We start from the raw sequence: 12,412 nt of genomic DNA on the forward strand, positions 1-12,412 counted from the left end.
TCGTGGAACCTCACAGGGCTATTTGAGTCTGGAGAGTCACTCCAGCCAGTCGGTCACGGACTCCACTGCGTCCGGCGAGATCGAGGCCCGGGGCGGCCGCACCGTCGCGTGGTCGATGATGCCGCGGCCGGCGAGCAACGCCTTCACCATGGGTGCGAAGCCGAACTCGGCACACGCTTCTGAAACCGGTGAGAGGATGTCTCGTTGGACCGCTCTGGCCTGTTCGACATCACCGCTGGCGACGGCGGTGCCCGCCCGCTCCAGATCGTCGAACAGCAGGTGTGAGAGCGCGCTGACGCCGCCGTCGCCGCCCAGCACGAGCGACGGGACGAACAGGCCGTCGTGGCCCTGATAGACGCTGAAGTCTTTGGGCGTCTGATTCATGACCCCGGTGACGTATGGGAGGTCGCCCGAGGAGTCCTTGAGTCCCGCGACAGCGTCGGACTGGGCGAGTTCGGCGACCGTCTCGACGGAGAGTTCCTGTCCGACAGCTCCTGGTATGTTGTAGAGGTAGACGGGTAGTGGCGCGTCGGCCAGCACCGCGTCGAAGAACGCCTCGTTGCCCGCTCCGCTCGCCTGGCCGCCGTAGTACGACGGCACGACCAGCGTGCTGTCCGCGCCCTGTTCGGCGGCAAACGCCATCCGTTCGTGAACAGTCGCAACGTCAGTGGCGGCCGTCCCAACGATGACGCGGCAGTCGTCAGGCGCTGTCTTCGCCGCGGTTCGGACGACGGTCCGGTACTCCTGCGGTGACAGCGTCTCGAACTCGCCGGTCGTTCCACAGGGAACGATGCCGTCGACGCCGGCCGCCACGACGTGTCGGATCAGTGATTCCAGGCCAGCAACATCGAGGTTGCCGTCGGCGTCGAATGGCGTCACCAGCGGCGTCAGTACGTCGAAGGATTCGGCCATGCACCAGGTCTGACGCGGCGGTCGCTTAGGCGTTTTCCCCGTCGATATGGCGGAACCCACTTGCCGTGGCAGTCCTACTGGTCGGTAAGAGCCGACAATGGGAGGACGCGAGCGTCTCGCAGCGATGGACCCGGGCTTCGACCCGGAGGCGGTCGACATCGACGATGGCGAGGTGCTGGACCGCCTCGCACCCGTCGTTCAGGAGTGGTGGGTCGAGCAGTTCGGCGAGTTCGTCCCCGGCAACGGCGGCTTCTTCACGCCGCCACAGAAGGAGGCCATCCCGCTCATCCACGAGCGCGAGAACGCCCTCATCTGCGCGCCCACAGGGAGCGGCAAGACCCTCGCATCCTTTACCGGCATCATCAACGAACTGTTCGGGAAGGCCCGCGAGGACGAACTCGAAAACTCCGTCTACTGCCTGTACGTCTCGCCGCTGAAGTCGCTGGCCAACGACATCCACCGGAACCTCGGACAGCCGCTGGACGGCATCACGGCCAAGCTTGCGGAGCGCGGCGAGGACGTGGAGATACGGCACGCCATCCGTCACGGTGACACCAGCGACAGCGAGCGACAGGCGATGCTCGAAACGACGCCCCACATCCTCAATACGACGCCGGAAACCCTCGCAATTCTGCTGAACTCCCCGAAATTCAAGCAGAAGCTCGAAACCATCGAGTACGTCATCGTCGATGAGATCCACAGCCTCGCCGAGAACAAGCGCGGGACCCACCTCTCGGTGTCACTGGAACGCCTCGAAGAGATGGTCGAGACGTCCCCAACGCGGATCGGCTGTTCGGCGACCGTCGAGCCGCTCGACACCGTCGCGGAGTTCCTGGTCGGCCGCGAGGAGCCCGGCGGCGACCCTCGCGACTACGAGATCGTCGACACGCGCTTCGCCCGTGATTTCGACATGGAGCTGTCCTGTCCAGCCGACGACCTCATCAACACGCCGCGGGATATCGTCACCGAGCGGTTCTACAAGCAACTTCACGAGCACATCCAGTCGCATACGAACACGCTCGTGTTCACGAACACGCGCTCGGGGGCCGAACGGGTCCTGCATAACCTCCGCGAGAAGTTCGACGGCTACGACGAATCGAACTCCGGCTGTCATCACGGCTCGCTCTCGAAGGAGCGACGCCGCGACATCGAGGAGTCGCTGAAGGAGGGGTCACTCGATGTGGTGACGACCTCGACCAGCCTGGAACTGGGTATCGACATGCCTCACATCGATCTCGTCGTGCAGGTCGGGTCGCCCAAGTCCGTCGCCGCGTTGCTCCAGCGGATCGGCCGCGCGGGCCACCAACTCGGCGAGACTGTCGAGGGCCGCGTCATCGCGCTCGACCGCGACGAACTGATCGAGTGTGCGGTGATGCTCGAAAAGGCCGAGCGGGGCTTTGTCGACCGCGTGTTCATCCCCGAGAACGCACAGGACGTGGCAACCCAGCACGTCTATGGCATGGCTATCAACGATGTCCGCCCGGAGGCGACGTTCAAGAGTGTCCTCCGTCGGGCCTACCCGTACCGGGATTACGACGACGAGGACTGGGAGCAGCTGATGCGGTATATGACTGCTGATTACCCGGGAATGGAGGACAAGAACGTCTACGCCAAGATCTGGCGGGACACCAACGACGCGCCCGACGGCGAGCACCACTACGAGGAGTACGACGTGGGTGAGCACCTCATCGGCAAACGCGGTCGGCTCGCGCGGGTCATCTACATGACCAACATCGGGACGATTCCGGACTCGTTTACTTGCGACGTGGTCACCCGGAGCGACGACAGCTGGGTCGGCCAACTGGACGAATCGTATCTGGACACCTTAGAGAAAGGCGACGTGTTCGTCCTCGGTGGGGACAACTTCGAGTACCGCTACCGTCGCGGGTCGAAGGTGTACGTCGACCGGACCGCCGCCCGCCCGACGGTGCCGTCGTGGTTCTCCGAACGCCTCCCGCTGTCGTACGACCTCGGCCGCGAGATACTCGACTTTCAGGGCCAACTGCTGGACCGACTGGCCGACGGCGGGATGTCCGAAGTCCGGAACTGGCTCCGGACGTTCCCCGTCGACGAGAACAGCGTCCGGGCCATCGCGCGGATGTTCCGCGAGCAGGTAGCCTATGCCGGCTCGGACAGTGTGGCTACGACCGACCGGCTCGTCATCGAGGAGACGCTTGACCACGACGAGTACGAACGGCACTACCACGTCCACTCGAACTACGGCCGGCGGTTCAACGACGGCTTTTCTCGGCTACTGGCGTATCACATCGCCCGGGAAGCAAGCGCGAACGTTCAGGTCGCCGTCGCCGACAACGGCTTCACGCTCTCGATGCCGCTGAACCGGAAGGTGGACATCGCGCGAATCGTCCGCGATTTGGACCCAGAGACGGCCCGCGAGGACCTCCGGGCCAGCCTCGACGGGACGGACCTTCTCCAGCGGTACTTCCGCATCAACGCCACGCGGTCGCTGATGATTCTCAAACGCTACAAGGGCTACGAGAAGTCCGCCAGCGAACAACAGGTGTCCTCGGAGATGCTGCTCGGGTTTGCCGAGGACCTCGGCGACTTCGCCGTCGTCGAGGAGACTTACCGCGAGATTCTGGAGGACAAACTGAACGTCGACGGCATCGAGACGGTCTTGCGTGCGATACGGGACGGCGATGTGGATGTGGTACGAACCCGAGTCGACTCGCCGTCACCGCGCGCCTTTGGCCTTGCGACGCTGATGGCCAGCGACGTGGTGCTCGCCGAGGACGAGTCGGCTGTCTTACAGGAGTTCCACCAGCGAGTCCTGAATGAAATAGAGGACGGAGATGCCGATGACAGCGCTGTCGCCACTGACGATTGAGAGCTGGCACTGTTCGACTTGTGTGTCTTCCGTTCACTGTACTGCCATCGAGCAAGCAGTAAAGGCCACGGGGCACAAAGGCGTGTTCTGCAATGCCACACCACACACATGGGAGCGACGACGGGCACGAGCACAGCGAGCCGGAGGCCGGCCACGTCCACGAATCGGTTGACGACGGCGTCGACGCGAGAGACGACTGGGCGCGTCGACGGCGCAAGGGCATCCCGACCGACAAGCAACTGCTGGTCGTCGCGTGTATGGACGAGCGAATTCCCGTCGAGGACGCGCTCGGGCTCTCGCTGGGCGATGCACAGATATACCGGAACGCCGGCGGCAAAGTAACAGACGACGTAATTCGCTCGGCAGCGCTGACAACACAGTATTTCGATACGACGGAAATTATCGTCGTCAACCACACCGACTGTGGGATGATGAGCGCGTCCGACGAGGACATCGTTGCGGGGTTCGAGGCCGCGGTCGATGGTGACCTCGATGATATCGATCTGGACCCGGCACTGCCGGAGCTAAACATCGGTGACGCGTCAATCGCGGAGTGGGTCCGGATGACCGACGACATCGACGCGGCCTGTGCGGCACAGGTTGAGTACCTCGAAAACCACGAGCTGATTCCCGACGACGTCACGGTGACAGGGTACGTCTATGAAGTCGAGAGCGGCCACCTCCGCCGACCCGGCGAGCGGGTCGCCGAACAGGTCAACGAGCGCGTGTAGTCCGCTACGGTCACCACCGGGTGACTGAGACAGGACGGAACAGTATCGGGACAAACGTGCTGTCCGCGGCTGCCTACTGCTCGGCGACGACCGGACAGTTGACCATCGCCGCGCCGGAGGCCAGGATGTCGGCGTCTTGGGCCGAGTCGAGATTCGAAACGCTGTCGAAGTCCGCGTTGTCGAAGATGTTGACCAGCCACAGCGGCGAGTAGCCGTCGTCACCCGGCACTGTTGCGGTGACGTTGTGCGTCTGGTCGCTCCCCTCTTCCGAGAGGAACCCGGACGGCGGGCCCCCGCCGTCCTCGTCGGGGTTCGCGTTGAAGCTCACGTAAATCGGGGAGAGCGGGACGGTACCGTCGGACGACGATAGCGACGCCTCGCCGAACAGGAAGTACGGGACTACTTCGCCATCGTACCAGCCCTCGACCAAGTCGGCCGAACTGCTATCGGCACTGTGTCGTAGCTCCGCGGTTGATCCGGCGGGAACCACAGGGCAGTTCTTGATCGTCTCCGTCGGCTCGATGTCGTAACCCGCCTCCCGAATATGAGAAACGCTGGCCGCCGTGTTCGCTTCATAGCCGTCGGGCACTGTCACTTTGTGGACTTGCCAGAAATCGTTGTACCCCTCGTCGCCGGGCACCACGTCGATGATGTTGAGTTGGTCCTCGACCGGGTCACCGTTTTCGTAAAACAGCGCGTAAATCGGGGCCGCCTCGGTCGGCTGGACGTCGAAATCGTAGTACTCGATAACAGTTCCGTCGGGCCCGTACCCCTGTGTCAGGAACTGCTCGTCGAAGTCGATTGGCTCGTCGGCGTCCGGAAGCGCGTCGTTTGCGCTGCGCTGGTGGAGCATCCCAGCGGCGTCGCTGAATCGGTCGACTGACGCCATCGGGGCGTCGCTGGGATCAGTGGGGCCCATATCGCCGTCCATCGATCCTTCGGTCATCTCTTCCCCCTCATCCATTGCATCGCCGTCCGTCATCTCACTCTCAGTCATCCCACCTTCGGTCATCTCGCCCTCAGTCATTTCACCGTCTGTTCCGCCACCGCCGTTACTGTCGCTACCGCTACACCCTGCGAGTGCGAGTACAGTCCCGGTGCTTGCAAGCGTCGTGAGGAAGCTGCGTCGAGTGTCTGTCATATTCCGTCTGGACACGCGATGGATTATCTAAAGAGACTTTTTCGAACTCCGGATGAACTGTCTCCCGTGTTCGGGTCGGAACTCTTCCAATTTCACCCCTGAGCCAAACCGTTAATCCGCGGCCAGCCCCTCAATTCTGACATGGAGTCGCTTCACCCGCGGGTGAGACTGCTGTGGGTTCTGTCGACAGGTATCCAGGCGTCGGTACTCGGCGTCATCGCGTATCTCGTCGACCGGTTCGCTATCTCGCTGCCACAGACGGTCATCGTCGGCGGCTGGGTTGTGCTCGTGCTTCTGGGCGTCGCCCACGCCGTCGCTGCTCACCGCATCTGGCGTTTTGACCTGCAGGACGACGCGCTCTTTCTCCTTCGTGGTGTCGTCACCCGGACCGACACGTCGGTGCCGTACGTCCGCGTCCAGCACGTCGACACCACGCGCGGCCCGGTCGAACGCGCAATCGGGCTAGCGAGCGTTGTCGTCTACACCGCCGGGACCCGCGGCGCGGACATCACCATTCCCGGGCTACGACCGGAACGGGCGACCGAACTACGCGAACAACTCCGTGACCTCGCGAACGAGAGTGAGGCCACGGACGCGGTATGAACCGGCTCCACCCCCGGAGTGCGGTCCTGCGCGTCGCCAGAGCAGCGCTGCAAGGCGGTTTCTTTGGCTTCTTCGGGGGCTCACTCGGAACCGGAATGCTCGGACTGCCGGGGTTCGCGGTTCCGCTGCTCGGCCTGCTCGGTGCGTTGACGTTTAGTGGGTACGCGCTGGCGCGCTATCTCCGCTTTCGCTACGAACTCGACGGGGACACGCTCACCGTGGAATCCGGCGTCTTCGCCAGACAGTCCCGCCAGATTCCGCTGGGTCGTGTCCAGAACCTCGATGTCGAACAGAACATCATCAACCGCCTGCTCGGACTCGCAATCGTTCGCTTCGAGACGGCCGGTGGCAGTGCGACGGAAGCCACCCTCGACGCAGTCGACGAGACCGAAGTCAAACGTCTCCGGAACTACGTGCGAACCCACGACCGGGACGAGGCCACCGGGACCGAGACGGGAGCCGCCGACGCGGTGTCCGAGGCTGCGACATCTAGCCGGGCAGCCCACGCTGATCTCCCCGGAGTGAACGGCTCCACGCCTGCACGGACCGGTGACGCCCAGACGGCGGATGATTTTGGGGACCCGGTTTCGGCCTCGGACACGGCGGAACGCGACCAGCCGGACGGGTCGCTGCTGTTCGCGTTCGACCAGCGCGAACTCCTGACGTACGCGCTCGTCTCCGTTCGACCGGCCGCGCCGGTCCTGACGCTAGCGTCGCTCCCGCTTGGGATGGACGTCGTCTGGGCCGTCCTGCGGTTCAACGCGACCCTTTCCGGCGCATCGCTCAATGGACCTGTCGTCCGCTGGCTGGCCAGCTCACCGGAAACCACGCGACTCGCCGTCTTCGCCGCCCTCTCCGCCATCCAGTTCCTTCTGCTCGCACTGGTCGTCAGCGTGGCGCTGACAGTCATCGAGTACTACGGCTTCCGGCTCACGCAGGCCGACGGTGACCTCCGGTACGAGCGGGGGCTGTTGCGTCGGTACAGCGGCAACATCCCGCTAGAGAAGGTCCAGACGGTCACCATCCGTGAGAACGTCCTGATGCGGCGGTTCGGCTACGCGACACTGGCCGTCGAGACGGCCGGCTACAGCGGTGGAAACCAGCAGTCGACGCAGGGTGTCGCTGTGCCCCTCGCGCCCCGCGAGGAAGTGTATGAACTGGCCCGTGATATCGAGTCGTTCGGCAACCTTGACTTCGACCGCCCGCCGAAGCGTGCCCGTCGGCGCTATCTCGCCCGCTTCTCGCTGGCCGCGGCCGGGCTCACCGCAGTCGCATACGCCGTCGACTCGCTGGTGCTTGAAACCGGGTACTGGTGGCTCGCCGCCCTCCTCTTTCTCCCGGTCGTGCCGGCGGCCCACCTCCGCTGGCGACACCGCGGCTTCGACCTCGATGACTCGGTACTGGCGACCCGGAGCGGGTTCTGGCGGCGGACGACGCGCATTGTCCCCTACTACCGGCTCCAGACGGTGTTCGTCACGCGGTCGCCGTTCCAGCGCCGCCGCGACCTAGCGACTGTGGGGGCCGACACAGCGAGTTCCTCCAGTCTCCTCGGCGGTATCGCCCGAGTGTACGACATCGACGAGGACACTGCAAAAGAACTCAGAGATACGCTGCGGGAACGTCTCACCGCACACGTTGCAGGGCTGCGGACGGGCGACAGGGCCGGCGACGCGAACGCGTAATCAGCCCCGCGCCCACTCGACCATCCGGCCGTACACCTCGTCGGTCGCCAGCGCGTCGCCGTCGCCGACGAGGACGAGCGCCTTCTTCGCCCGCGTGAGTGCGACGTTGATACGCCGGTAATCCTCGAAGATCGGGCTGTCAAGCGTCCCGGTGGCGACGAAGGAGATGACGATGACTTCCTTGCTCGACCCCTGGAACCGGTCGACCGTGTCGACGGTCACGTCCGGCAGGCGCTTCGATATCTCGGCGACCTGCGCGCGGTACGGTGCGATGACGCCGATGTCGTCGGCCGGCACCCTCGCCGACCGGTACGACGCGACGATGTCGGAGATCCGGTCAGCTTCGATGGGGTTGGTGTTCCCGACTTGGCTGCCATCCGGGTCGACGAACGCCACGCGGTCCCGGAGCCCTTCGGGCAAGTTCGACAATGAAACACCGTCGAGGTCGTCGAGCCGCTGGGCAGCCACCTCGCCGGTCGCCGGCCGCAACTGCCCGTCGTAGAACTCCCGTGAAGCGAAGGCCTGTATGTGCTGGGCCATCCGGTACTGCCGGTCCAGCATCACGCCCGCATCGGGATTGTCGTCGATAAGCCGCTCGAACAGCGAGGTCGACAGCGTCTCGTTCTCTGACTGGACCACAGGCGGGAGCTGCTGGTGGTCACCGACCAGCACGAACCGGTCGGCCAGCGTCGTCGCCGCGAGCGTCCCCGGCTCGGTCAGTTGGCCGGCCTCGTCGACGACGGCCACGTCAAACTCCTGGGTCTGGAGCGTACTCCCGCCGCAGGTGGCCGTCGTCGCCGCGACGACCTGCGCGCTCTGGAGCCGACTCGCACACTCGCCGGGGTCGCCGCTGGTTTCTAGCCGGTACTTCTGCATGTCCTCGCGGACGCCGCTCTCCGTGCCGACCCGGACGATGTCGGTGTACCCCTGGTCTTCCAGCGCTTCCAGCAGATTGTCGACGGCACGGTTGGTAAACGCCGAGAGTAGGACGCGGTCGCCCCGTGCTATCAGTGCCCGGACCATCCGCGCCAGCGTGTAGGTCTTGCCTGTCCCTGGTGGGCCGTGGACGAGCGCGAAGTCCTCGGCACCGACCGCCAACTGGACGGCCTCGTTCTGGGCGTCGTTGTTGTCGATGAACGTCTCATCGACTGAACTGAACTCCGGCTCGCGCCGCCCGAACAGCACGTCCTTCTGCTCGGGCGACTGGAGGAGTACGGCATCGTGGAGCGCGTTCTGGAGCCGGTCGGTGGTTAGCTCGGAGGGGTATACGTCCAGTCGGCGGAGGTCAAGCGGCTCGTCGGCCGTGACGACGATTTCCGCGTTCACGGCGTCGCCGTTCCCGCTGTCCGAGGCGCGTGGCGCCTCGTTGCCCAGTCGCTCGACCCGCGCCAACTCGGCGTTGCCGGTCACGGGGTCGCCATCGCTTGCGAGCACGAGATTGCCTTCACGGATCTTCGAGACGGCCCCCGTCCCGGTTGCCCGGAGTTCCCAGCGACCGCCGTCGAGTTCCGTGCGTCCGGTCGGTTCGAGGTCGATTAGCGCCCGGTCGTTGTCGGCGCGCTCTTCGGGCGTCTGCTCCCAGAGCTTCGTGTACTCCCGATGGACAGACCGGCGCTCGGCTTCGACTGCCGTGTAGAATCGCTCGAAGTAATCCAGTTCCTCGTCTGGCACCGCTCGACCGACTGTTCCTGCTTTGGATTCCTGGTCAAGGCGGCCGGAGACGGCCATGCAGGTGTCCTGCTCGAAGCAGTACTCGCATTTGGCGTTGGCCTCGTAGCCCGTCGGCACGCTACAGTCGTACTCCATTGCCGCAATCGCGTTGCGGGTCCGGACGACGTAGTTCAGCAGGCCGCTCCCGATGGAGAACTCCTTGGCCGGCGAGAGGTCGCCGCTCTCCTCGTTGCGGTCGACGGCGGCGTTTTTCGTATAGAGGAGCGTGCCGGTGTCCGGGGCCGCGTCGACGGCGCTGCCTGCGCCGGCCGCGCGCTCGCCCAGCATCAGCGCGTACGCTGTCGCCTGGATCTTGTCCTGAAAGCGGGGTTCCCGCTTGGTGTTCTTGCCGGTTTTGAGTTCGACGGGCATCCCGCGCCGGACGGCGTCGGCCCGCCCTTTCATGCCGAACCGCTCGGAGATGAGCGTCATCTCGGAGCGCCACTGGTCGGTTTCAGTCAACGTCCCCTGCTGGAGCCACCCCTGAATGGCCGAGGCGTGGTCGCGTACGTCGCCGGCCACCTCGTCGGCCTCTCTGCCCAATAATCCGATATCCAGTCCGGCAGCGTCGACCTGCTCTCCGATGGCGGCGTCGAGCTCTCGGCCCCGAAGCAGGTCGCCAAAGACCTCGTGAACGATGGTCCCTTTCACCAGCGGGTAGGCGTGCTCTGCGCCGTCGAGTTTCCGGAGGTAGTACATCCGCGGGCACTGCACCCATGCCCGGATGTCGGTCACGTCGACGAGGAAGTCCGGCTGCACGACCAGCGTGGCGTCGCCGCCGACGGAGTACTGCTGTTCGCCCTGATACTCCCGCTCGTCGGGGTTGTAGACGGCGATCTCCATGCCCGTCTCGATGACGGCGGCGTTCTCGGTCCACTTTCCCCAGAGGGTGACCGTCGTCGGCTCGCCGGCCCCTCGGTCGGGCCGGATCGTCACCTCACAGAGGTCGCTCTCGCCGTACTGGGTGTTCACCGTCTTCGGCTCTTCGATGTCGACGACGACACCGCGAACACGGTCTACGCTCATGCTTCGGCCCTCCCCTGTTGCACGTCCCAAGCGACGGGGCGGTCCCTCAAAAGTCGTTCGCGCCGGCGCTCATTCGCGGGTCGCATCGGCATCGGACTCGGTGTCGGCGGCGTACTCTTTGAGCGTCTCCAGCGACACGTCGTCGAGGACGTCCTCGCTCGTCGCGTCGAGATTCACCGGCGGGGCGTGCCCGGCCTCGTGGGCCTCTATCCAGCGCGGGACGCAGACACACCAGTGGTCGCCCGGGTCGAGGCCCGGAAAGTTCAGCTCCGGCCGCGGCGTCACGAGGTCGTTGCCCTGTGCCTTGCTGTACTCCAGAAACTCAGCCGTCATCACGGCACAGATCTCGTGCCGTCCCGGGTCGCGCGGGAGCGGGTAGCAGTAGCCGTCGCGCATGAACCCCGTCTCCGGGTCCATTGAGCAGGGGGCCAGCTCCCCGCCGAGGACGTTGTGTTCGCTTTCCATACCACGTCTGGCTGTTCCGGGGAGTAAAGCCGTTCGGCTACCTGCTCGCGCTCACTGTCCCTGTTCGATGTCGTCATCGTCACCCCGGCTCCGCGTGTCACCTGACGAGTCAGTGGGTTGGTCGCCATCCCCGTCCAGTTGCCCGGCCTGGCTCTCCTCTCCTTCAGCAACACTCTGCGACGGGCGCTGCCCGGGGGAATCACCGTCTGGTGAGGGTTCCGATGAAGAGTCAGCAGGTTCGGACCCGCTCGCTGCCGTCGATTTGGGACTGCCGTCCGTATCCGGTGCATTCGGTGAGACTGCGGGCACGTCGACAGCGTCCAGAGCAGCCTGAATCACGTCGGCCTTCCCGGTCCCTTCGATGGTCGCCTCCGTCGTCAGGACCAGTCGGTGACTCATCGTCGCGTTCGCCAGTCGCTTCACGTCGTCGGGTGTGGCATACCGCCGGCCGGCGATGACCGCACTGGCCCGAACAGCCTCGAAGACCCGCTGAACGCCCCGCGGCGAAACGCCGATCTCTGTCCGGTCGTCTTCGCGTGTCGCCCGTGCCAAATCGACGATGTAGCGACGGACCTTGGTGTCGACGCGGATGTCTTCTGCACACTCCTGAAGGGCACGCACCGTCTCTGGGTCAATTACCGGATCGACCGACGGCGAGATTGTTCGCCGGTTGGCCCGCCGGTCGAGCAGCCCCATTTCCCCCTCAACATCGGGATAGTCCATCGACGTCTTCACGCTGAAGCGGTCTCGCTGAGCCTCGGGAAGCTGGAAGGTCCCTTCCTGCTCGACGGGGTTCTGGGTCGCGATAACGACGAACGGTGTCGGGAGCGGATGCGTGGTCCCGTCGACACTGACCTGCCGCTCTTCCATTGACTCAAGCAGTGCAGATTGGGTCTTCGGCGGCGCACGGTTGATCTCGTCTGCGAGCACGACATTCGAGAACACCGGCCCCTCTGCGAACTCGAACTCCCGCTCGTGTTCGTTGTACACGTTCGACCCGGTCACGTCCGCCGGCAGCAGGTCAGGCGTAAACTGTACCCGAGTAAATTCAAGGCCCAGTGACTCCGCCAACACCCGCGCCAGAACCGTTTTCCCCGTTCCCGGCACGTCCTCGACCAGAACGTGCCCTCTGGCAATGACGCCAGCCAGCGTCTCGTACAGCACCCGACGTTCAACGACGACAGCCTCCTCAACTCGCTCTACAATGTTGAGACAGTGTTCTGACGCCGCCTCAACGCTCAAATCCGACGATAACCCGGCCATGTTCCATGCGTTGTACTCGGGTTGTATCAAT

General features: G+C 64.7%; 9 protein-coding genes. 4 read left to right on the plus strand and 5 right to left on the minus strand.

The features are described from left to right. Positions 1-36: 36 nt before the first annotated feature. Positions 37-912, minus strand: coding sequence for a dihydrodipicolinate synthase family protein (locus tag C443_RS04660; protein ID WP_005534288.1), 876 nt, complete (start codon positions 910-912; stop codon positions 37-39). 97 nt (positions 913-1,009) lie between these two features. Between C443_RS04660 and C443_RS04665 the strand changes: the two genes are divergently transcribed. After that, complete coding sequence (locus C443_RS04665; RefSeq protein ID WP_049943902.1) at positions 1,010-3,760, plus strand: ATP-dependent helicase; 2,751 nt, start codon at positions 1,010-1,012, stop codon at positions 3,758-3,760. 92 nt (positions 3,761-3,852) lie between these two features. After that, a complete protein-coding gene (locus C443_RS04670) occupies positions 3,853-4,491 on the plus strand; it encodes a beta-class carbonic anhydrase (RefSeq protein ID WP_005534291.1) in 639 nt (212 codons plus the stop codon). Positions 4,492-4,564: 73 nt separating this feature from the next. Here the strand turns inward: C443_RS04670 and C443_RS04675 are convergent, their stop codons facing one another. Beyond that, positions 4,565-5,632: a hypothetical protein gene (locus tag C443_RS04675; protein WP_005534293.1), complete on the minus strand. Its 1,068-nt coding sequence runs from the start codon at positions 5,630-5,632 to the stop codon at positions 4,565-4,567. Between the two features lie 141 nt (positions 5,633-5,773). Here C443_RS04675 and C443_RS04680 point away from each other — a divergent pair, with 141 nt between their 5' ends. Together C443_RS04680 and C443_RS04685 are read left to right on the plus strand one after the other, a co-directional pair. Then, positions 5,774-6,235: a PH domain-containing protein gene (locus C443_RS04680; protein ID WP_005534295.1), complete on the plus strand. Its 462-nt coding sequence runs from the start codon at positions 5,774-5,776 to the stop codon at positions 6,233-6,235. Next, entirely contained in the window at positions 6,232-7,917 is a 1,686-nt protein-coding gene (locus C443_RS04685) for a PH domain-containing protein (protein ID WP_005534297.1), read from the plus strand. The genes C443_RS04680 and C443_RS04685 overlap by 4 nt, the downstream gene beginning before the upstream one ends. Here the strand turns inward: C443_RS04685 and C443_RS04690 are convergent, their stop codons facing one another. The 3 genes from C443_RS04690 to C443_RS04700 form a co-directional block, all read right to left on the minus strand. Further along, positions 7,918-10,653, minus strand: a complete 2,736-nt coding sequence (locus C443_RS04690) for an AAA domain-containing protein (protein WP_005534299.1) — start codon at positions 10,651-10,653, stop codon at positions 7,918-7,920. 69 nt (positions 10,654-10,722) lie between these two features. Further along, positions 10,723-11,118: a DUF2237 family protein gene (locus C443_RS04695; RefSeq protein WP_005534301.1), complete on the minus strand. Its 396-nt coding sequence runs from the start codon at positions 11,116-11,118 to the stop codon at positions 10,723-10,725. A gap of 51 nt (positions 11,119-11,169) precedes the next feature. Beyond that, positions 11,170-12,381 carry an AAA family ATPase gene (locus C443_RS04700; RefSeq protein ID WP_005534303.1) on the minus strand — a complete coding sequence of 404 codons (1,212 nt, stop codon included), beginning with the start codon at positions 12,379-12,381 and terminating at the stop codon, positions 11,170-11,172. Positions 12,382-12,412: the final 31 nt, after the last annotated feature.

Origin of the sequence: Haloarcula argentinensis DSM 12282, assembly GCA_000336895.1 — an archaeon.
In the GTDB taxonomy this organism is placed as follows: Archaea; Halobacteriota; Halobacteria; order Halobacteriales; family Haloarculaceae; genus Haloarcula; species Haloarcula argentinensis.

What these genes read in the sequence shown, in the direction of transcription:
- C443_RS04660 (WP_005534288.1), bottom strand. Translation starts at nt 912, where the DNA reads ATGGCCGAATCCTTCGACGTACTGACGCCGCTGGTGACGCCATTCGAC.
- C443_RS04665 (WP_049943902.1), top strand. Translation starts at nt 1,010, where the DNA reads ATGGGAGGACGCGAGCGTCTCGCAGCGATGGACCCGGGCTTCGACCCG.
- C443_RS04670 (WP_005534291.1), top strand. Translation starts at nt 3,853, where the DNA reads ATGCCACACCACACACATGGGAGCGACGACGGGCACGAGCACAGCGAG.
- C443_RS04675 (WP_005534293.1), bottom strand. Translation starts at nt 5,632, where the DNA reads ATGACAGACACTCGACGCAGCTTCCTCACGACGCTTGCAAGCACCGGG.
- C443_RS04680 (WP_005534295.1), top strand. Translation starts at nt 5,774, where the DNA reads ATGGAGTCGCTTCACCCGCGGGTGAGACTGCTGTGGGTTCTGTCGACA.
- C443_RS04685 (WP_005534297.1), top strand. Translation starts at nt 6,232, where the DNA reads ATGAACCGGCTCCACCCCCGGAGTGCGGTCCTGCGCGTCGCCAGAGCA.
- C443_RS04690 (WP_005534299.1), bottom strand. Translation starts at nt 10,653, where the DNA reads ATGAGCGTAGACCGTGTTCGCGGTGTCGTCGTCGACATCGAAGAGCCG.
- C443_RS04695 (WP_005534301.1), bottom strand. Translation starts at nt 11,118, where the DNA reads ATGGAAAGCGAACACAACGTCCTCGGCGGGGAGCTGGCCCCCTGCTCA.
- C443_RS04700 (WP_005534303.1), bottom strand. Translation starts at nt 12,381, where the DNA reads ATGGCCGGGTTATCGTCGGATTTGAGCGTTGAGGCGGCGTCAGAACAC.